The sequence below is a fragment of the Bacillus taeanensis genome (assembly GCF_003318295.1).
Classification (GTDB): domain Bacteria; phylum Bacillota; class Bacilli; order Bacillales; family UBA6769; genus Maribacillus; species Maribacillus taeanensis.
Genome location: NZ_QOCW01000001.1, coordinates 229,645 through 249,444, shown reverse-complemented (window position 1 = coordinate 249,444; position 19,800 = coordinate 229,645). Strand labels below are relative to the sequence as shown.

The window sequence follows — 19,800 nt, the reverse complement described above, 5'->3', positions numbered from 1 at the left end:
AGTCGGGTTCTGATAATCAGAACCCGACTGGCTTTTTTCTATAGTGAAAATACAAAGAAGAATCGCTCTTATAAAAATACATAAAGCGAGCTTCCCTCTACTTCCCTACGCTGGTATGATCCAGATCAGGTTCCAAGGGTCGAAAAGCCTTAATGCGCTTTTCTCTCAGCTCTCACTCATAAGAACTCCCCTAGTAGACTTAAAAGATATGTTGTTTACAAAAATAATTTACCATATATTTCATCCCTTGAAAAGGTTTTTTTTGAATCTTTTTAACTTTTTATATAAAACTATTATGTTTAGTATGTTAAGATACTTAAAAACAGGATAAGGAGGAATTTCATATGACCTCTATGCAGCCAACAAAAAATGCTGCTTTAAAAGAATGGGCTGTTGTTGTCGATGCCTTAAAATCAGGAGAACAAATTTTATTACTGCGAAAAGGCGGAATCAGCGAAGAAACAAAAGATTTTCAGCTAAAAGAAAAATGTTTTTATGTTTATCCTACTTATGAACATCAAAAAAAGCATTTATTAAAGAGAAGTTACCAATCACAACTAGAGGAAACACTTAAAGAATGGTCACCTAACAAAACGACAGTCGAAATTGAGTTGTTTGCTGAAGCTGTGGAAGATATTGAACTTTTTGATGAAGAAAAAGTAAAAAGCTTATCACCATTTCATATTTGGACAGAACAAGTAGCTGAAGAACGCTTAAAATGGAAAAAGAAAAAACCACTTCATGCCCTGCTCCTTCGCATTTACCGCCTGCATAACCCTGTAACTATTCCAATCCATGACCAGTACAAAGGGTGTAAATCATGGCATGAATTAGTCGATGTTATTCCTCAAAGAAACTATGAGCCAGTACTATCTGATGAAAAATTCCAAGAAAAAACCGTACAAATTAAACAAACACTTCTCTCTCATACAAAAGATTGAGCCCTTAAAGCTCAATCTTTTATCATATTGATATAGTAAAATTATGATTAAAAATATCCCTAACCCTTTAGTGATTATTCCTCTACTCCAACATAACCAATCAGTTGGATAAAGAAAAAGAACATGCTACAATCTTATTTAGCTGTAAGATTGTAAAGAGAGGAAACAAATGATGAAAGCTATAGAAATCCCAAGCCATTTTGGTGATAAACGCTATTATACTTTTAATAAGTATTTACGAGATACGTTTAATGTAAAAGTTTTTAAAGTTCCTTTAGATGGTGGATTTGATTGCCCAAATCGTGATGGTAAAGCCGCATACGGGGGCTGTACATTTTGCAGTGTAAGCGGCTCAGGGGATTTTGCAGGAGATCGCCGCGATGATCTTGTCACTCAATTTCAAACCATTAAAGAACGAATGCATAAAAAGTGGAAAGACGGAAAATACCTTGGCTATTTTCAAGCCTATACAAACACGTATGCACCTGTTGAAGAATTACGGGAAAAATATGAAATCATTTTGCAGCAAGAAGGCGTTATTGGTCTTTCCATTGCAACAAGACCAGACTGTTTGCCTGATAATGTGGTTAATTATTTAGCAGAATTAAATGAACGCACATTTTTAATCGTTGAGCTTGGTCTTCAAACCGTTCATGAAAAAACGGCAGCGCTTATTAACCGCGCTCATGACTATAAATGCTATGTAGAAGGGGTAAACAAATTACGAAAACATAATATTCAAGTTGTTTCTCATATTATTAACGGTCTCCCTCAAGAAACTCCTGAAATGATGCTTGAAACGGCAAAAGAAGTAGCAAAACTTGATGTACAGGGAATTAAAATTCATTTAATGCATTTGCTTCGCAATACAGCGATGATAAAGCAGTATGAAAAAGGCTTACTAGAATTTCTAGACTTTGACACATACGTAAACCTTGTAGTCGATCAGTTAGAAATTTTACCGCCAGACATGGTGGTCCACCGAATTACCGGAGACGGCCCTCTCGATCTCCTTATCGGACCAATGTGGAGTGCGAACAAATGGAAAGTGTTTAATGCCATTGAAAATGAGCTTAAACGCCGTGACAGCTTTCAAGGAAAATATTATAAAAAAGAGGTTACGATATCATGAAAATGCAGAGGATTTTGCCATTTGCCAGAACACTTTTGGAAACAGCGCTTCAAAAAGGAGATTATGCTGTAGACGGGACAGTTGGAAATGGTCATGATACCCTTTATTTGACGAACTTAGTTGGCGCAAACGGTCATGTTTTTGGATTTGATATTCAAAAAGAAGCGATTAATAATACAACTGAGCGGCTTTTAAAGGAAAATAAGCTGGAACAAGTAACACTTTTTCAAAAAAGTCACAGTACCTTAAAAGATACCATTCCAAAAGAAGCACACGGAAACATTAAAGGAGCTATTTTTAATTTAGGATATTTGCCAGGTGGAAATAAAGAAATTGTTACACAATCGCACTCAACCATTTCAGCAGTTGAACAGCTTCTTGAACTGCTGGCAGTGGAAGGAATTATTGTCCTCGTTATTTATCATGGACACGAAGAAGGTAAGACTGAACGAGATAACCTGCTAAATTACGTAACATCCCTAGATCAGCACGATGTTCACGTCTTAAAATATCAATTTCTTAATCAGCAAAATAATCCCCCCTTTATTGTCGCATTAGAAAAGAGATAGCAAGCTGCTATCTCTTTTTCATTTTGCGATAAACCCACCCATTTAAATAAAAGAAAAACGTTGACTTTCCACCAAATTGAATAATATGTTTTGCTGTTTGTTGAATATGTTTTTGCTTCTTTACTTTCTTATCTGCTAAATAAATTGCTAATAACCCATGATTAATATAATGATGAAAGTTTTTATCAGGCAAATTAGCAACACTTTTATCAGCTTCCTGAACAAAATGTGCAAACCGCTCTGCAAGTTTGTCATTACTTTCATAATAGAAACAAAAGTTTAAATCCCCGCCTTTTAGGTCCTCTTCTTGATCAATAAAATAATCCAATAAAATATGAAGACCCTGTACCCAAGGAAAATAACTTTCCTTAACCATTTGTGAAAGCTTGTCTGACCATTGGTCACGGCTCGCATAGGAAACAAGACAAAATATCCCTAAGGTTGAACCTGCACACGCTGAAAATTCATACCAGCTCATTTTAGGCATCTTCTCTTTGTATTGTTCATACCAATGAACTAAACGAGGAACCCTTTCTTCTTCTTTTACATGTTTATGTACTTGTAAATCAACATAATAGCGAGCAAGTTCTATTAAATGGGGAGCTACTTTTTCATAATGAGGCAGCGTACGAAGCACCTTTTGACAAGATGAAACAAGTGCTTCAAGATAACCGGCATCTTCCTGTTCCTCCCGATAGCGATAATAATTAACAGGTTTTTGATAAGGCGACAAAGCATGGAGCATTGATTCGTGGAGTGCTTGAAAATCTGTTGGATCAAGCGACGTGCTGCGATCGCATAAATTATCTAAATAATCACTAATTGTTTGATAGGCAACAATAAATTCAATAACAGAATCAATGTTATGAGGAGCAAGAAGGCCATAAATAGAGCCGCCTTCACAATGAAAGGTTTTTTCCTCAATACTCATTAATGCTTGTTTTCTTAATTCAGAATTAGGAATTTTTTCTGCATATTTCCGCCAGTTTTCTAAATAATAGTGTGTGCGAGGCAGTACTTTTTGATAAATATCTCTCATTAAAGTCCATGAACGTGTTGGCACTTTCAAATGAAGTCACTCCCTTAAATCATTAAAAGAATAATATCCTTTAATGTTACAAGTCTTAGCGTTTATTATACGTTAAACTCTTACAGAAATTAAATCACCTTAAGTATATGAAAGAAAAATAAACAGGAAGCATACTCAGCTTCCTATCTACAGCTGTCTCATTACCATAAAAGATTTCGCATATTGAAACACTTCTTCACGCTCTGGCTCATTAAACACTTCATGAAACAAACCTTCCCATTCTTTATATGCTTTTTCACGTAACAGCAAGCGATTAAACCACTCTTGCGCTCTTTCTTTATCACAAATTCGATCATCTCCGGCCTGCAGCAATAGAAGCGGCATATCAGGGAATTTTTCTATTTTCGTATGAACAATTTCCATCGCCTTTTCAAGCTCACGATACCAACGAACAGATACCTTTCGAACATACAGCGGATCTTCAGCATCTTTTTGCAGCACATCTTCGTTTCTTGTTGCTGTACCAGGTTCAAGGTTAGATGGAAAGCGTACTGCTGGTGAAAAAACATTTAATACTTTTGCTAATGCTTGCTTTCCTTTTGAAGGGGGACGAACTAATCCTAAACATGGCGAGGAGAGAAGCACTACTTCAATTGGAAGATCTTTTTCCATCAAAGTACGAATTACAACAAGACCGCCCATGCTGTGACCTAATAAATAAATGGGCAGCTTATACTGTTCTGCCTGTTCAACCCAACCTGCAACCGTTTCAATATAATCATTAAAAGAATCAATATGACCTCTTCTTCTCGTTGTTGTGCCTTGTCCAGGCAAATCCCCCATTATAACGTGAAAGCCTTCTTCATTCCATTTTTCTACAAGCCATGAATACCGGCCATGATGCTCACCAGCACCGTGCACAATAACAAACACACCTTTTGCATTACTTACTTCCCATTTCCACATTCTATAATCTCCCTTCTAAAAACCAAATGATTTTGCTACACTACAACTAACCGTTTTAATAAGCGATTAAACAAAGAAAGTAGGGATGAGTATGATTTATCCATATAAAGGTAAAACCCCTAATATTCATAACACTGTTTTTATTGCAGATTATACAACAATTACTGGAGATGTCACAATTAATGAAGAATCCAGCATTTGGTTTAACACAACAATAAGAGGGGATGTTGCTCCGACGATTATTGGTAAACGTGTAAATGTCCAAGATCATTCTGTTCTCCATCAAAGTCCGAATAACCCATTAATTATTGAAGATGATGTAACGGTTGGCCATCAAGTTATTCTTCACAGCTGCCGCATTAATAAAAAGGCTCTAATCGGTATGGGTTCAATCATTTTAGATGGAGCAGAAATTGGCGAAGGTGCCTTTATAGGAGCAGGAAGTCTTGTCTCTCCAGGCAAAAAAATCCCCCCAAACACTCTTGCTTTTGGAAGACCAGCTAAAGTCGTGCGCGAATTAACGGAAGAAGATAAAAAGGATATGGCACGAATTAGACGAGAGTATGTAGAAAAAGGACAATACTATAAATCTTTGCAGCAAAAAAAACAGTAGAGCGTCTTAGGCCTCTACTGTTTTTTATTCCTTTATTTTTGTTAATAAAAACTTAAAACTATCTTTATATTTCCATTATATTTCAAAGATAAAATAGATGTAACCAATACACTATTATTAAAAAGGAGATAAAGATTTCAAATGACAAAGATTATGCTGTGGATTTATGAACAAGAGTGTGAACTGTTTCGATTAATGAATGGAAAGTACAACGAACCATTGTTTTATCAATTGTTAAGCAGGGTAACACATTTAGGTGGAGCTGTATGCACAATTTTTACAACAGTGTTTCTTTGTCTTTTTGCTTCGCCTTCCATTCAACGAATTGGATATGAAGCCGCCGCTGCACTAATAATTAGTCATATTCCAGTAATGATTATTAAAAAGTTAATTCCAAGAAACCGTCCTTATCTGACATTACCCGATACTCTTACCATTCCGAAACCTTTAAAAGATCATTCGTTTCCATCAGGACATACAACAGCCATTTTTTCAATTACGATGCCATTTATGATTCATATTCCTTTACTATCTCTTTATCTTTTACCAATTGCTGTTCTGGTAGGGCTATCGCGCATTTTTCTGGGACTGCATTATCCATCAGACGTATTAGCAGGTATTCTTTTAGGCACAAGCGCCGCCCTGTTATCCATTTTCTTGTTATCCTCTATTCCCTATTAATATTGGAGGTGTAAAAATATGAAGCTTGCTCTTTTCACTGATACCTATCCGCCGCAGGTAAACGGAGTTGCAAAAACATTAAAGCGTCTTGTTCATCATCTAGAAAAGCGCAACATTCCACACATTGTTTTTGCTCCTGACAGCAATCAAGAAGAATTATATGCTGATAACATCCATCGATTTATCAGCATGTCTTTCTTTTTATATCCAGAATGTCGGATTGCACTTCCTAATTTACTAAAAATTAAAAAACAGCTGCATCACTTTAAACCTGATTTACTTCATATTGCAACACCATTTAACCTCGGCTTAAGCGGATTAACATACGGAAAAAAGCAGCAAATTCCAATGGTCGCTTCTTACCATACCCATTTTGATCACTACTTACACTATTACCATTTAGAATGGTTCTCTAACCTTCTATGGCGCTATATGGAATGGTTTCATCAGCCATTCTCAAAAATTTATGTACCCTCAACTGAAACAAAAGAGCATTTAGAAAAACGAAACTTTGCCAACTTAGCTTTATGGCGCCGAGGTGTGGATTCTGAATTGTTTCATCCGCTTCGATCAAGCAGTGGGTTTCGTGATCGTTATCAACTTAAACGAAACTATCTTTTTTTATTTGTCGGACGATTAGCACCAGAAAAAAGTCTTGATGTTCTTCAGAAAATTATTACTCAAATGCCGGATGAGTTAAATCGAGAAGTGGATTGGCTCATCGTTGGAGAAGGTCCTTTACGAGGAGCGCTCGAACAAGACATGCCGAGCAATGTAACATTTACAGGCTATTTACAAGGAGAAGAGCTCGCACAAGCCTATGCAGCATCTCATTTATTTGTTTTCCCTTCTACAACCGAGACATTTGGTAATGTAGCGCTTGAAGCACTTTCTTCAGGTACTCCCGCTGTCGTCGCAAATAAAGGTGGTGTTACTGAGATTGTAACCCATAAAAAGACAGGGATGATTGCTGAAGCAAATAATCATGATGACTTTATTCAACATATTCTTACTCTTGTAAATAAGCCTTCTCTTTTAAAAGAAATGGGTCTTAATACCCGGCAATATGCCTTATCACAATCGTGGGACACCATTTTTGATAATCTTTTAGCGAGTTACGAAGAAGTGATTGCAAGAAAAGTTCTGCAAACCAAGTATCAAAAAGCACTGTAGTTAGTTAGAAGAGGCTGTCTCAATAGGGTCTGACTCTGTGCTTTTGAGACAGCCTCTTTCATCTTCTTATTCAATATCAATCATTTTAGAATCATTTCGCTTCCGTTTCTTTTTTGGAATTTTAATTTCTAATATGCCATTTTGAAATTTTGCTTTAATTTCCTTAACAGCTGCTGTATAAGGAAGCGGAATATAACGTTCCATTCGTTGAAATGAGCGTTCTTTTCGATAATATTTTTCATGGTTATTTTCTTCTTCAACGATCTTTTTATCTTCTACTGTAATTTTCAAGCCATCCTCAAGCCATTCTAAATGAATTTGTTCGCGTTTTACTCCAGGTAAATCCGCTTCAACGATTAATTCTGTCAAGGTTTCATACACATCTACAGGAATTTGGCGATCAAAAAAGCGCTGAAACGGTTCTTGGAAAAAACCATCTAATGTAGAAAACCAATCCTGCAGTACTTTTTCATTAAATAACTTCGGAAAATTTTTATCGTTTGAACTCATTGTTCATCCTTCTCCTTCCTTAAATAAATTGTATTTACAGCTATCATATGTTCTAGGCTGATGAACGGTTTCAATAAAAAAGAAAAAAGCAAGACCCATTGAGGGTCTTGCTTTTTTATATACCTGCTTGTTCTTTTAAAGCCTCTGCTTTATTAGTAAATTCCCATGGAAGTTCAACATCAGTACGTCCAAAATGGCCGTAAGCTGCTGTTTTCTTGTAAATAGGACGACGTAAGTCTAACATTTTAATAATTCCTGCCGGACGTAAGTCAAAGTTATTACGAATAAGCTCAACTAGTTTTTCTTCGCTTACTTTACCTGTTTCAAATGTATTAACAGAAATCGATACTGGCTGTGCAACACCAATAGCATAAGCAAGCTGTACTTCGCAAGAATCTGCAAGACCAGCTGCTACAATATTTTTCGCTACATATCGAGCTGCATACGCTGCTGAGCGGTCTACTTTTGTTGCATCTTTACCAGAGAATGCACCACCGCCGTGACGTGCATAACCACCGTAAGTATCAACAATAATTTTACGACCTGTTAATCCTGCATCTCCTTGTGGTCCTCCAATTACAAAGCGACCTGTTGGATTAATAAAATATTTTGTCTTTTCATCAATTAACTCTGCAGGTACTACTGGTTGAATAACGTATTCTTTAAGATTGCGTTGAATCTGCTCTAACGTTACTTCAGGATGGTGCTGTGTAGAAATAACAATTGTGTCAATGCGCACAGGTTTACCATTTTCATCATACTCTACAGTTACTTGTGTTTTACCATCTGGACGAAGATATGGAAGAATTTCTTCTTTACGTACTTCGCTTAAACGACGAGCAAGTTTATGAGCTAATGAAATCGGAAGAGGCATTAATTCTGGTGTTTCATTACAAGCGTAACCAAACATTAATCCTTGGTCACCTGCACCAATTGCTTCAATTTCTTCATCTGTCATTTGACCTTCACGCGCTTCTAATGCTTTGTCTACACCTTGCGCAATATCAGCTGACTGTTCATCAATAGACGTTAATACGGCACACGTTTCAGCATCAAAGCCATACTTCGCACGCGTATAACCAATTCCTTTAATTGTTTCTCGAACAACTTTTGGAATGTCCACATATGTGTTTGTTGTAATTTCTCCTGCAACAAGAACAAGTCCTGTCGTTACAGAAGTTTCACAAGCAACACGAGCATTAGGGTCTTCTTTTAGAATTTCATCTAAAATGGCATCAGAAATTTGGTCACAAATTTTATCTGGATGACCTTCTGTAACAGATTCTGATGTAAATAAACGACGTTGTTTAGACATTACTGTACCTCCTACGCCTGGCATTTGCCAGTGTACTAATTGATACGGCACTCATTCCCTACTTTTCATTCTGTTTGAAATGTCAAGAATTATTCAATAAAAAAACCTTTTCCATAATGAGGAAAAGGTTTGATCTTCTCGCCTTTCACCTCTTATCTTAAAGGCACGAAGGCCTTTCAGGTTAGCACCTTTTCACCGTTTCATAGATGACGGTTGCTGGGTTTCATCGGGCCTGTCCCTCCACCAACTCGGGATAAGAGTATCCGTTCTTGAACATGATAACGTAGTTAACTAACGGTGTCAACTACAATGCAGAAATTCTAAAAACATAAAATTATTTGCGTTTTTTTATTAAATATCATTATCTTCTGCTCGTTTATGTTGGATTTCTTCTTGGTTATGATCCTTGTTTTTATTTCTTAAACCTTTAAAGCTCTCCACATTAATTTCTTACCTTGTTAATAGCTTTAATTTTTAAATAAATGAGCCTATTTTGTATTATTTTTTATAAAACGGGCAATTAAGTATAGAATATTTTATATAATGTGTTATACTATTTTTAAATTATTTATAAACAGACAGTTTATTTAGTTGTTTTAAAGTTATATTGAAAACGTTATCTTAAATTGTTAGATTTCACATAAAAAATTTTTAAAAAAAGGATGGGTTTTGTTATGAACACTCACACACTCTCTCCTCTTCTTGAAGAAATCCTTACAAAAGAAACAGCCTTATTAAATTTATCCGTACCACAGCTCATTGAAAAAGCTTTGCTGCGACAAGAAGGCATCCTTACTAGTACAGGTGCTTTAAGTGTAGCAACGGGAAAATATACAGGGCGTTCTCCTGAAGATAAATATATTGTGGAAGAAGATCATGTAAAAGAAAAAATCAATTGGGGAAAAGTGAATCAGGCGATCAGTTCAGAAAAATTTAATAGGCTATATGAGAAAGTACTTCATTACTTAAACGATCAAGAAGAACTATATGTTTTTAAAGGATTTGCAGGAGCCGATAAAAACTCACAGCTTCCGATTCAAGTGATTAATGAATTTGCATGGCACAATTTATTTGCCCAGCAGCTGTTTATTCGTCCAACTGAAGAAGAGTTACAATCACATAAATCCGATTTTACTGTAATTTATGCGCCAACCTTTAAAGCTGATCCTAAAGTGGATGGAACGAATTCCGAAACTTTTATTATGATTTCCTTCGAAAAGAAAGTGGTCTTAATTGGCGGCACAGAATATGCGGGAGAAATGAAAAAGTCCATTTTTTCTGTGATGAACTTTCTGCTTCCCGAATCAAACATTTTATCTATGCACTGCTCTGCTAACGTTGGAGAAGAAGGTGATACAGCCCTATTTTTCGGCTTGTCTGGAACTGGAAAAACAACGCTGTCAGCTGATCCAAAGCGCAAGTTAATTGGTGATGATGAACACGGCTGGTCAAATACAGGAATTTTCAACATAGAAGGCGGCTGCTATGCAAAATGTATCAACCTTTCAAAAACAAATGAACCGCAAATTTATAACGCCATTCGTTTTGGTTCTGTTCTTGAAAACGTAATAATTGATAAAGAAAATCGTCAGGCTGATTATGAGGATACTTCATTAACTGAAAATACACGTGCCGCTTATTCCATTGATAAGATTGAAAATATTGCGAAACCAAGCATCGCAGGTCATCCCAACACGATCATCTTTTTAACGGCCGATGCATTCGGTGTACTTCCTCCAATTAGCAAGTTAACAAAAGAACAAGCCATGTATCACTTTTTATCTGGTTACACAAGCAAACTTGCCGGAACTGAGCGAGGAGTTACCTCACCGCAAGCTACATTTTCTACATGTTTTGGTGAACCGTTCCTGCCGCTTGCCGCCTCACGATATGCAGAAATGCTTGGTGAAAAAATTAGCCAGCATGATGTCAAAGTGTTCCTTGTTAATACAGGCTGGAATGGTGGAGGTTATGGAGAAGGAAAACGAATTAAATTAAGTTACACACGAGCAATGGTGCAGGCTGCCCTTCAAGGAGAACTTGATAAAGCGGAAACCGTTACCGATTCCATTTTCGGGCTCCAAATTCCAATTCACTGCCCAGGTGTACCAGATGAAGTGCTGCAGCCAAAGCAAACATGGAATGATGGAAAGGCATATGATCAAAAAGCAAAAGAACTCGCTGAAAAGTTCCATCAAAATTTTAAAAAGTTTGATCGTATAACGGATAAAATCAAGCAGGCCGGACCGCGTATCTAATAAACCATTAGAGTGAGACTAATAAATAGAAGTCTCACTCTTTTTCATTGACTCTTCATCCATTTGGTTAATTCACTTACAATATAACGATTAAAATGAGGAGGAAAATAATGATCATACTCTTCATAAATCCAACTCGTAACCTGTTTATTTCGTTTTTCTAATGCTCCTTTTAAACGATAGGCATGTTCTATCCCAACATTTTCATCCTTTACTCCATGAATGATGAGAACCGGTGCTCTTAACTGATCAAGCTGTAGAATGGGTGTACGAGCCTCATAATGATCTGGTACTTTCCAAATGCTCCCTCCAATGATACGCTTCATCATTTTCCTTAAATCAACTCTTTCTTCGTACGTTAATGTCATGTCTGAAACACCACCCCATGTAACAACTGAGCGAATGCTTGGTTTTAAGAGTGCAGTCCAAAGCGCCATCACACCTCCTCTTGAAAAACCAAACACATGAATCGAATCCCTCTTTACTTTCGAATGATTCATTAAAATAGATACGGCATGTACAGCATCATAACGATCTTTGCCGGCAAAATCTTCTTTTCCTTCTCCCCCTTTATTGCCGCGGTAAAATGGAGCCATTACAACAAAGCCTTCTGCTGCAAATTGAATGACTCTTGCTGTTCTTACCATACCTACTGTTTTTATACCGCCTCGTAAGTATAAAAAACCTGGAAACTTATCAGCCCACTGTGGTTCAGCTAACATCCCCTTTACTTTTAGCCCTTCACTTATGTATGTCACCACATAGAGATAAATACGCGGATGTGGAGATGGTATTCGTTGTTTATCAATAATCACACCATTTTCTACTTGCATATGCTCACGACCTTTAATGAAGTTGTTTATTGTTTATCATTTTATCATAGGCGAACACACATATTTCTACTCATTCATACACTATTACAAACATTTAAAGGAGTGTGCAATGATGCATCAAAAATTTAAGCCACTTGCTATGACGCTTTCTTTTTTACTACTTTTCTCATTATTTTTCATTGGCTGTTCATCAAAACCAAAACAGCAAACAATTCGTGTTGCTGAAGTTACAAGATCAATCTTTTATGCTCCGCAATATGTGGCGCTTTCGGAAGGTTTTTTTGAAAAAGAAGGAATTAATGTTGAACTAACAACAACATGGGGTGGAGATAAAACAATGACAACCCTCCTTTCTGACGGAGCTGACATTGCACTTGTTGGTTCAGAAACATCCATCTATGTTTATGCGCAAGGTACAACTGATCCAGTCATTAACTTTGCACAGCTCACTCAAACAGATGGAACATTTCTCGTTTCTCGCAATAAGGTAGAAAACTTTACTTGGGAACATCTAAAAGGAAGCACTTTCCTCGGTCAGCGTAAAGGTGGAATGCCGCAAATGGTCGGTGAATTTGTGTTAAAAAAGCATCATATTGATCCAAAACAAGATTTACAGTTAATTCAAAACATTGATTTTGCAAATATTGCAAGCGCATTTGCAAGCGGCACCGGTGATTATGTGCAGCTTTTCGAGCCGCAAGCGACCCTTTTTGAACAGCAGGGAATTGGTCATATTGTCGCTTCTTTTGGCAGTGAATCTGGTAAAGTGCCTTACACCGTTTTCATGACAAAACAAAGCTTTTTAAACGAAAACAAAGATGTAATTGAGCGATATACAAAAGCAATTTATGAAGCACAGCAATGGGTAGCAGTCCATTCAAATAAAGAAATTGCTGAGTCGATCTCTCCATTTTTTGAAGATACTCCTCTTTCTCTAATTGAAACAGTTGTTGATCGCTACAAAAGCCAAGGAAGTTTTGCAACAGATCCAATTTTAGATAAAACAGAATGGAACAATTTACAAAATATTATGGATGAAGCCGGTGAACTTCCTAAGCGTGTTGATTACAACATTCTTGTGAATACTGAATTTGCAGAAAAAGCACTACAATAATTGGAGGGAATGGAATGTGGCATTATTAAACGTGCAGAACATTAGTCATTTGTATTTTACAAACGAGCAGGCAACAACAGCCTTAGATGATGTGTCGCTAAAAGTCGAGGAAGGAGAATTCATTTCCTTCCTCGGTCCCAGCGGCTGTGGAAAAACAACGCTTTTATCGATTATTTCCGGATTGCTTTCTCCAAGCGACGGCAGTGTGACTATTGAAGGACAACCACTTAAAAATTTTTCGAGAAAAACTGGTTACATGCTTCAACAAGATTATTTATTTCCTTGGAAAACGATTGAACAAAACAGTTTAATTGGACTGAAACTTTTAAACAAATTAACAGCTGAAAACAAGCATTATGCCGCTTATTTACTGAAAGAAATGGGCCTTTCTGATGTAAAAACTTATTTTCCTTCTCAATTATCTGGGGGTATGAGACAGCGTGCTGCACTCGTTCGAACACTTGCGACAGATCCAAAACTTTTACTATTAGATGAACCTTTTTCCGCTTTAGATTATCAAACAAAGCTAAAACTTGAAAACTTAGTGTTTCAAACATTAAAAGAACATGAAAAAACAGCCATTCTTGTTACACATGATATTAGTGAAGCAATTGCTATGTCAGATCGAATCTTTTTATTTTCTCATCGACCTGGAAAAGTAAAAACAATCTTTCAAGTACCCGAAAGCTTAACAAAACTTAATCCATTTGATGCAAGACAGCACCATGATTTCTCTTGTTTATTTCAAAAAATTTGGAAGGAGTTAGAAAGCCTTGAATGATGAAATAATTTTCAAAAAACATCATGCCTATTTACAAAAACAAAAATCCGAAAAAAGAATTGTTCGCCTTTGGCAGCTTCTTATTTTTCTATGTTTCTTTGCCATATGGGAGCTTACTTCTCAATTACGCTGGATTGATCCCCTTTTATTCAGTTCACCATCTAAAATTTTTAAACTTTTTATAATCAAACTAGAAGATGGAAGTTTAGTCACTCATACTTCTGTTACATTATTTGAAACGATTGCTGGATTTATTTTAGGAACATTATTTGGCACAGTAATTGCTGCATTACTTTGGTGGTCAAAGCGTTTATCTACCATTTTAGATCCTTATTTTGTTGTATTAAATGCAATGCCCAAAATTGCCCTTGGACCTATTATTATTGTAGCGATTGGACCTAATACTGCTTCCATTATTGCCATGGGGATTACTGTATCGGTTATTATTACTACCCTTGTCGTTTATTCTTCTTTTAAAGAAGTTGATCCCAATTATGAAAAAGTTATTTATTCATTCGGTGGTACAAAACGGCAGCTTTTTCAACAGGTGATTTTACCAGCCTCTTTTCCCACTATCATTTCTGCCCTAAAAGTAAACGTCGGCTTATCATGGATTGGTGTTATCGTTGGAGAATTCCTCGTTTCTAAAGCTGGTCTTGGTTATATGATTATTTACGGCTTTCAAGTATTTAATTTTACACTTGTACTTCTGAGCCTGCTTGTTATTGCCGTTTTAGCTACCTTTATGTATCAATTTGTGAACTGGTTTGAAACAAAACTAATAAAACGCTGACTTCCAGCCAACAAAGTCAGCGTTTTTCTTTATTTAAAGGTGATATTGTTTTATTTGATTTAAGCTGTAAACGAGCACATCATCTTTCATCATAAAACTAAAGCGATCATGATATCTGATATCGTTTGGTAATTCCTCTAATAAAACAGGTCCATTTGTTTCATGATAATTTTCTTGAGGAATAATTGCCTTAATCTTACCATAATAAATATTTTTTATAATTGTAGCCCCTTTTCCTTCTACCATATACTGTCCTATGTACGTAATATGTGAAACTTCCGCACCTGTTTCTTCAAAAACTTCTCGTACTGCAGCCTGTTCTGCCGCTTCTTCTTCTTCTACTTTACCGCCTGGAAATTCAAGGCCGCGCTCAGGATGATCTGTTAACAGCCATTTGCCATTAAATCGGCAAATAATCCAGACGTGCTTCGGCACCGAAGAAAATGGCATTTTTGAAAAACTAAGGTGAACAGGGTTATGATGATAATCTGTAAAAGATATTATTTTTTTCATATTTAAAACCTCACCATGTCATCGTCTTATGACTATTTTAAAAATACTCTCCCGAAAAGTCCAATACCTCTCTCATATTTTTTAAAAAGAAAGCACACGGCATATTAAGCCGTGTGCTGTTTAATATGGAAACTTTTAATTTTCCAATGTTGATGTTCGTAAGTGAACATAATTGTAATTTCATAATTTCCATATAAATTTGATTCATTCATCTGCTTTAGTTGATAAGTTTGATGATCCAGCCTTTCTAACTTATATTCATTTTCTTCAACAAACCAAGGCATTAGTTCTGTGGGTACAATATATAATCCATCTTTTTTTTCTTTATAATAAAAACTGACAACCTTTTCAGCAGCATCTTCACTGACAATTTCACTCATATAATCAATCAATGCTTGTTTTGAGGTAAAATCTTTAACTTTATAATTATGATCAACCTCTTGCACAAGGCGATTTATGAACTCTTTTGCCAACTCTTCAACTGGCGGTTGTTCAATCTTTTGTTCATTTGCTTTTGCTTCAGCTGCTTGTTCAACAGTTGTTAATTCCTGCTTCCAGTCTATTTGCTCAAATCCATTGCAACCACTTAAGGCAATGAACAAAAAAGCAACAAAAGAAATTTGAATAGGTCTATTCATGTATGTCACACCTTATATGGTTATTTTATTCTTATAACTATTTTCCCGCGTCTCTCGCTGCTTCAAACATCTATTTTAATTACTATTTATTTTAACATTTATAACATTTGTTTCCATGAAGCTTTTTACTCATCTATCCCTTTATCCATTTTATTAGAATTGATTATGCAGAAGAAGCAGTTGATTATCCATGGCGCTTTTGGATTGCTGATAACTTATTTGTCTCCAAATAAAAAAGCAGCAATTTCGCTGCTTTTTTACAAATATTCGCAGTAAAGGCGGCAGCCTCAACAATGATTAATAAAGTTGAAGTTCATTCCATAAGTTATAATGTCTTCAACTGCTCTTTTGTTTCTAATGTCCCAAGCTCATAAACCTTTTGATACACCTTCTCAAGAATATACTGGTATTCTTCTCGATCACCGTCTACTTTTTCTTCATTAAAATGGTGTAATAAAAAGGCATTTGAATTAAAATCTCGTTTATCCACTTCTCTTAAAAGGTGTTCTAGCTGTTTGGCTTCTTGTGGATCTGCTTTAATCTCAAAATAATTCAACTGATCATCCCATGGTTGATTACGCATTTCCCCACTTTGCAGTGAAACAAAGTATACCTGTTTATTCTTCACCTTTTCCTCTCCTTTCTTATTATTCACTTATACCCTTCATTCCCTAATTATTACTTTTTGACACATTAAAAACACGCCATTTGAGAAAGGTAATGGCGCATTTCATCAGTATTATGTATTCGGTTTAGCTTCTGCATTATTTTCTTTCATGACTACATTTAAAAAGCCACCGCTAATAAGAAAGACAGCTGGCAATAAATAATAAATTGAGATTGAGATTATACCGCCAAGTGCCGATAAAATCATCATAAACCCTGCGATAATTTGTTTCTCTTTATAACTTAAAAATGTACCAATTATTCCTAATAAAGAAAAGAAAAAGGATGTTAAAAAAAGAGCCGCCTTGTATGATTTAAAATCCAAAAATTGAAAAAAAGGTGTAACTACTAGTATGGAACAAACAATTGCTAATATGCTTCCTATTCCCCCTAAATAAAAAGGCACCCGCCGATTCACACTCTCTCCCCCTTTCTTTATAACTTCACGTATAGTTTGCTGCATATTCATTTTAACTGTTTTATTGAAAAGATTCTATCTCTTCTTAAAAGCAGAAGAAAGCTGTTCGTTATTATTTTTAAAATATCTTTACAAAATCCCCTGTAAAACACGGAGAAACAAAAAGGAAAAGCTTCTTTAGGCTCAACATAATAGAGGAGCGGCACTTCCCCTTATTTTATGATATGATTAAAATCGTGAATTCATTTTTAAGCGGGTGTGAACGATATGAAATTTGTTGAAACTCCTTATGGTGTAAAAACAAAAAAACGTCCCATAGCTTCACTGACTGCAGCAGAAGCTGTGCTTGATTATACGACAGAAGCCGATAAAGCTTTTTTTACATCACTTCACCAACATGGAATTATATTAAATCAACAGCAAATGGAAGCTGTAACCCATGTAGAGGGTCCTCTTTTAACAATTGCTGGGGCAGGCAGTGGAAAAACTGCAGTATTAACAGCTCGTACTGCCTATTTATTAACAGTTAAAAAAATAGATCCAAAACACATTTTACTTGTAACTTTTACAAGAAAAGCTGCAAATGAAATGAGAGAGCGTTTATTAAAGTTTTCTGGAATGACACAAGAAATCATTCAGTCTCTCTCCGTTGGAACATTTCACTCCTTTTTCCTCAGCATGCTTCGAAAATTAGGAATCAATCATACTATTTTATCCAACGATCGCTATCGACACATGATGATTGAACTTATTATTCGAGATTTGGGCATTAAGGGAGATTATCAACCCGAGGCTGTGCTTGCCGCAATCTCCCATTACAAAATGAATATGATTTATGCAGACGATGCTCCTAGTGAAACAAATGTGGAACAAGAAATTAAAAAAATTTATCAACAATATGAAGCACAGAAAAAAGCAAAGAAACAGATCGATTTTGATGATATTTTACTAGCCTCCTATACGTTACTAAACATGCAGCCTTCATTGCTGGCATCGGTTCAAAAGCGATTTCACTATATAATGGTCGATGAATTTCAAGATACAAATCAACTGCAATACGAATTAATTAAAAAGATCGCTTTACCTGACAATCATTTATTTGTTGTTGGAGATGATGACCAAGTTATTTATACATTTAATGGAGCGGACAGCAATATTATCTTAGATTTTCCAACTCACTATCCAAGGGCAAAAAAAATTACACTATCAACAAATTACCGCTGTACCGATACAATTTTAGGATTAAGCAATGCGGTCATTGATCACAATAAAAAACGTTTTCCTAAAAAATTAACTGCTGCAAAAAAGGGAAATTTCCACCCTAAATTTGCACGCCCAAAAACAACAGAAGATGAAGCCAATACCATTATTGATAAGATTATTACAGACGTAGAAAATGGAGAAAAAACATACCGGGATTTTGCTATATTATCTCGTACTCATACAAATGCCCGGGCCATGTTTGAGCAGCTTGTTATTCGCGAGGTGCCTTTCATCGCTCATACGATTAAACAAATTTTTTATGAACAAGCAGTTATTAAACCCGTTATTGCTCATTTACGTCTTTCCCTTGAACCACAAAACTTAACAGCTATCTCATCAATATTGCCTGCCCTTTATATAAATAAAGAAAAAGCAATTCATTTTATTGAAATGGAAGACTTTGTTGATCCTAAAGAAGAGCCGCTTCTTCACCTCTTAAATGAAAAAAACTTAAAAGAGTTTCAAAAAAAGAAAATTAGTGAACGGGCGTTATTAATCCGTTCCTTAGCTGGTATGACACCTGAACAAGCCATTCGAAAGGTTAGAAAAGATTATGAGAAATATTTAGAAACCGATGGCCGTCAAACCTTAACGATGCACAAGGATACAATTAAGGAATCTTTAGATGAGCTCGAGTTTTCTTCAAAGCGCTTTGAAACCATTGCAGCTTTCTTAAGCTTCATTGATTCACTGCGAAATAAATATGAACAATTAGCAAAAGCAAACGAACACACACTCTCAAATGCAGTATCACTCATGTCCATTCACCAAGCAAAAGGACTGGAATTCCCTGCTGTCTTCTTTATTGGCGCTTCAGAAACAATTATTCCTCATGGCTTCTCCTTATCAGCTGATGAGAAAAGTGATTTAATTTATGAAAAGGGCAAAGGAAAGCAAAAGGTTGCTGCAGCAATTGAAGAGGAGCGCCGCCTTTGTTATGTGGCTATGACAAGAGCAATAAATGAACTTTACGTAAGTTCACCTTGTGAATATCGCGGGAAAACGATAGGAGTTTCAAGGTTTATTTTAGAAGCCTTTCAAACAAAGCCAGTTATTTCTAAACAGGAAAATTTAAATGAAGTCCCGATATTAAGCTGTACAAATCAGCACTGCAACGGTTGGATGAAAATTACTTCTAATCATCACAGCATCCAAGAAAGAGCTTGTCCAATTTGCGGCGAAAAAATGGTGGAAAGTATAAAAAATGTGAAAGTTTAACCTTTATTTATGCTAAAAACAAAATAATCACAATAAAAATAAGCAGCTGAACATATTTTCAGCTGCTCTATCATTATCTATTTATGTATAGACTAAAATCCATTTTCTTTTAAACGATCAAATAACACCGATAATTTCTTTAATTTCTCCTCATCCATGACAGCCTGATTTTCAAGATCACTAATCATACTACTAATCACTTCAATCACATATTTTTGAGAAAACAATGAATCAATTAAAAGCTCTTTTTCTTCGTTTGATAGGCTAAAAGATTTTATAGATGACATTTTGCATTTCCCCTTCTCTTTAATTTCTTACTTCTATTGTACTGTCTATTATCACGAACGATAATAACTAAATTTTTTCCATTTTAAC

The 19,800-nt window shown here is 35.8% G+C and carries 21 protein-coding genes and 2 riboswitches; of the genes, 11 read left to right on the top strand and 10 right to left on the bottom strand.

The annotated features are described in order from the left end of the window. Positions 1-85: 85 nt before the first annotated feature. Positions 86-202: riboswitch (TPP riboswitch) on the bottom strand. Positions 203-344: 142 nt separating this feature from the next. From DS031_RS01250 to mnmM, 3 genes are all read left to right on the top strand, one after another. After that, positions 345-941: a DUF1802 family protein gene (locus DS031_RS01250; RefSeq protein WP_113804107.1), complete on the top strand. Its 597-nt coding sequence runs from the start codon at positions 345-347 to the stop codon at positions 939-941. A 169-nt stretch (positions 942-1,110) separates the two neighbouring features. Next, the gene (gene mnmL / locus DS031_RS01245) at positions 1,111-2,073 is read left to right on the top strand and encodes a tRNA modification radical SAM protein MnmL/YtqA (protein WP_425451914.1); all 963 of its coding nucleotides are present in this window, start codon (positions 1,111-1,113) and stop codon (positions 2,071-2,073) included. After that, positions 2,070-2,642 (top strand): tRNA 5-(aminomethyl)-2-thiouridylate-methyltransferase MnmM, encoded by a 573-nt coding sequence (mnmM, locus tag DS031_RS01240; protein ID WP_113804106.1) that lies wholly within the window; start codon positions 2,070-2,072, stop codon positions 2,640-2,642. The genes mnmL and mnmM overlap by 4 nt, the downstream gene beginning before the upstream one ends. Positions 2,643-2,649: 7 nt before the next feature. Here mnmM and DS031_RS01235 read toward each other — a convergent pair whose 3' ends face one another. Together DS031_RS01235 and DS031_RS01230 are read right to left on the bottom strand one after the other, a co-directional pair. Next, positions 2,650-3,711 carry a tetraprenyl-beta-curcumene synthase family protein gene (locus DS031_RS01235; protein ID WP_113804105.1) on the bottom strand — a complete coding sequence of 354 codons (1,062 nt, stop codon included), beginning with the start codon at positions 3,709-3,711 and terminating at the stop codon, positions 2,650-2,652. 147 nt (positions 3,712-3,858) lie between these two features. Then, entirely contained in the window at positions 3,859-4,638 is a 780-nt protein-coding gene (locus tag DS031_RS01230; protein WP_113804104.1) for an alpha/beta hydrolase, read from the bottom strand. A gap of 91 nt (positions 4,639-4,729) precedes the next feature. Here DS031_RS01230 and DS031_RS01225 point away from each other — a divergent pair, with 91 nt between their 5' ends. The 3 genes from DS031_RS01225 to DS031_RS01215 all read left to right on the top strand — a co-directional run bounded on the left by DS031_RS01225 (position 4,730) and on the right by DS031_RS01215 (position 7,105). Continuing rightward, on the top strand, positions 4,730-5,251 hold the full coding sequence (locus tag DS031_RS01225; protein ID WP_113804103.1) for a gamma carbonic anhydrase: 522 nt from the start codon (positions 4,730-4,732) through the stop codon (positions 5,249-5,251). A 141-nt stretch (positions 5,252-5,392) separates the two neighbouring features. Further along, positions 5,393-5,932, top strand: a complete 540-nt coding sequence (locus tag DS031_RS01220) for a phosphatase PAP2 family protein (RefSeq protein WP_113804102.1) — start codon at positions 5,393-5,395, stop codon at positions 5,930-5,932. Between the two features lie 18 nt (positions 5,933-5,950). Further along, positions 5,951-7,105: a glycosyltransferase family 4 protein gene (locus DS031_RS01215; protein WP_113804101.1), complete on the top strand. Its 1,155-nt coding sequence runs from the start codon at positions 5,951-5,953 to the stop codon at positions 7,103-7,105. Positions 7,106-7,171: 66 nt separating this feature from the next. On the opposite strand, the gene DS031_RS01210 is transcribed toward DS031_RS01215, so the two are convergent. Then, a complete protein-coding gene (locus DS031_RS01210) occupies positions 7,172-7,615 on the bottom strand; it encodes an Hsp20/alpha crystallin family protein (RefSeq protein WP_113804100.1) in 444 nt (147 codons plus the stop codon). Positions 7,616-7,730: 115 nt separating this feature from the next. Continuing rightward, the gene (metK, locus tag DS031_RS01205) at positions 7,731-8,930 is read right to left on the bottom strand and encodes a methionine adenosyltransferase (RefSeq protein ID WP_113804099.1); all 1,200 of its coding nucleotides are present in this window, start codon (positions 8,928-8,930) and stop codon (positions 7,731-7,733) included. Between the two features lie 149 nt (positions 8,931-9,079). After that, positions 9,080-9,190, bottom strand: a riboswitch (SAM riboswitch). A 414-nt stretch (positions 9,191-9,604) separates the two neighbouring features. On the opposite strand from metK, the gene pckA reads away from it, so the two are divergent. Next, complete coding sequence (gene pckA, locus DS031_RS01200) at positions 9,605-11,188, top strand: phosphoenolpyruvate carboxykinase (ATP) (RefSeq protein WP_113804098.1); 1,584 nt, start codon at positions 9,605-9,607, stop codon at positions 11,186-11,188. A 44-nt stretch (positions 11,189-11,232) separates the two neighbouring features. On the opposite strand, the gene DS031_RS01195 is transcribed toward pckA, so the two are convergent. Continuing rightward, entirely contained in the window at positions 11,233-12,021 is a 789-nt protein-coding gene (locus DS031_RS01195; RefSeq protein ID WP_113804097.1) for an alpha/beta hydrolase family protein, read from the bottom strand. 109 nt (positions 12,022-12,130) lie between these two features. Here DS031_RS01195 and DS031_RS01190 point away from each other — a divergent pair, with 109 nt between their 5' ends. Genes DS031_RS01190 through DS031_RS01180 form a run of 3 tightly spaced genes read left to right on the top strand, consistent with a single transcriptional unit; the run spans position 12,131 to position 14,709 of the window. Next, positions 12,131-13,135, top strand: coding sequence for an ABC transporter substrate-binding protein (locus DS031_RS01190; protein WP_425451913.1), 1,005 nt, complete (start codon positions 12,131-12,133; stop codon positions 13,133-13,135). 16 nt (positions 13,136-13,151) lie between these two features. Then, positions 13,152-13,916, top strand: coding sequence for an ABC transporter ATP-binding protein (locus tag DS031_RS01185; RefSeq protein WP_113804096.1), 765 nt, complete (start codon positions 13,152-13,154; stop codon positions 13,914-13,916). Continuing rightward, entirely contained in the window at positions 13,909-14,709 is an 801-nt protein-coding gene (locus tag DS031_RS01180; protein ID WP_113804095.1) for an ABC transporter permease, read from the top strand. The genes DS031_RS01185 and DS031_RS01180 overlap by 8 nt, the downstream gene beginning before the upstream one ends. 33 nt (positions 14,710-14,742) lie before the next feature. Here DS031_RS01180 and ytkD read toward each other — a convergent pair whose 3' ends face one another. The 4 genes from ytkD to DS031_RS01160 form a co-directional block, all read right to left on the bottom strand. Beyond that, complete coding sequence (gene ytkD, locus DS031_RS01175) at positions 14,743-15,213, bottom strand: RNA deprotection pyrophosphohydrolase (protein ID WP_113804330.1); 471 nt, start codon at positions 15,211-15,213, stop codon at positions 14,743-14,745. A gap of 113 nt (positions 15,214-15,326) precedes the next feature. Then, on the bottom strand, positions 15,327-15,860 hold the full coding sequence (locus DS031_RS01170) for a hypothetical protein (protein WP_113804094.1): 534 nt from the start codon (positions 15,858-15,860) through the stop codon (positions 15,327-15,329). A gap of 325 nt (positions 15,861-16,185) precedes the next feature. Next, positions 16,186-16,488 (bottom strand): hypothetical protein, encoded by a 303-nt coding sequence (locus tag DS031_RS01165; RefSeq protein WP_113804093.1) that lies wholly within the window; start codon positions 16,486-16,488, stop codon positions 16,186-16,188. Positions 16,489-16,599: 111 nt separating this feature from the next. Further along, positions 16,600-16,944 carry a hypothetical protein gene (locus tag DS031_RS01160; protein WP_113804092.1) on the bottom strand — a complete coding sequence of 115 codons (345 nt, stop codon included), beginning with the start codon at positions 16,942-16,944 and terminating at the stop codon, positions 16,600-16,602. 267 nt (positions 16,945-17,211) lie between these two features. On the opposite strand from DS031_RS01160, the gene DS031_RS01155 reads away from it, so the two are divergent. After that, positions 17,212-19,425 (top strand): UvrD-helicase domain-containing protein, encoded by a 2,214-nt coding sequence (locus DS031_RS01155; protein WP_113804091.1) that lies wholly within the window; start codon positions 17,212-17,214, stop codon positions 19,423-19,425. Between the two features lie 92 nt (positions 19,426-19,517). Here the strand turns inward: DS031_RS01155 and abbA are convergent, their stop codons facing one another. Next, positions 19,518-19,712: an antirepressor AbbA gene (gene abbA / locus DS031_RS01150; RefSeq protein ID WP_113804090.1), complete on the bottom strand. Its 195-nt coding sequence runs from the start codon at positions 19,710-19,712 to the stop codon at positions 19,518-19,520. Between the last annotated feature and the right edge of the window lie 88 nt (positions 19,713-19,800).

Coding starts and splice junctions, on each gene's coding strand:
- DS031_RS01225 (WP_113804103.1), top strand. CDS start 4,730: ATGATTTATCCATATAAAGGTAAAACCCCTAATATTCATAACACTGTT.
- DS031_RS01230 (WP_113804104.1), bottom strand. CDS start 4,638: ATGTGGAAATGGGAAGTAAGTAATGCAAAAGGTGTGTTTGTTATTGTG.
- DS031_RS01220 (WP_113804102.1), top strand. CDS start 5,393: ATGACAAAGATTATGCTGTGGATTTATGAACAAGAGTGTGAACTGTTT.
- DS031_RS01250 (WP_113804107.1), top strand. CDS start 345: ATGACCTCTATGCAGCCAACAAAAAATGCTGCTTTAAAAGAATGGGCT.
- DS031_RS01155 (WP_113804091.1), top strand. CDS start 17,212: ATGAAATTTGTTGAAACTCCTTATGGTGTAAAAACAAAAAAACGTCCC.
- DS031_RS01210 (WP_113804100.1), bottom strand. CDS start 7,615: ATGAGTTCAAACGATAAAAATTTTCCGAAGTTATTTAATGAAAAAGTA.
- mnmM (WP_113804106.1), top strand. CDS start 2,070: ATGAAAATGCAGAGGATTTTGCCATTTGCCAGAACACTTTTGGAAACA.
- mnmL (WP_425451914.1), top strand. CDS start 1,111: ATGATGAAAGCTATAGAAATCCCAAGCCATTTTGGTGATAAACGCTAT.
- DS031_RS01215 (WP_113804101.1), top strand. CDS start 5,951: ATGAAGCTTGCTCTTTTCACTGATACCTATCCGCCGCAGGTAAACGGA.
- metK (WP_113804099.1), bottom strand. CDS start 8,930: ATGTCTAAACAACGTCGTTTATTTACATCAGAATCTGTTACAGAAGGT.
- DS031_RS01190 (WP_425451913.1), top strand. CDS start 12,131: ATGATGCATCAAAAATTTAAGCCACTTGCTATGACGCTTTCTTTTTTA.
- DS031_RS01170 (WP_113804094.1), bottom strand. CDS start 15,860: ATGAATAGACCTATTCAAATTTCTTTTGTTGCTTTTTTGTTCATTGCC.
- DS031_RS01195 (WP_113804097.1), bottom strand. CDS start 12,021: ATGCAAGTAGAAAATGGTGTGATTATTGATAAACAACGAATACCATCT.
- abbA (WP_113804090.1), bottom strand. CDS start 19,712: ATGTCATCTATAAAATCTTTTAGCCTATCAAACGAAGAAAAAGAGCTT.
- pckA (WP_113804098.1), top strand. CDS start 9,605: ATGAACACTCACACACTCTCTCCTCTTCTTGAAGAAATCCTTACAAAA.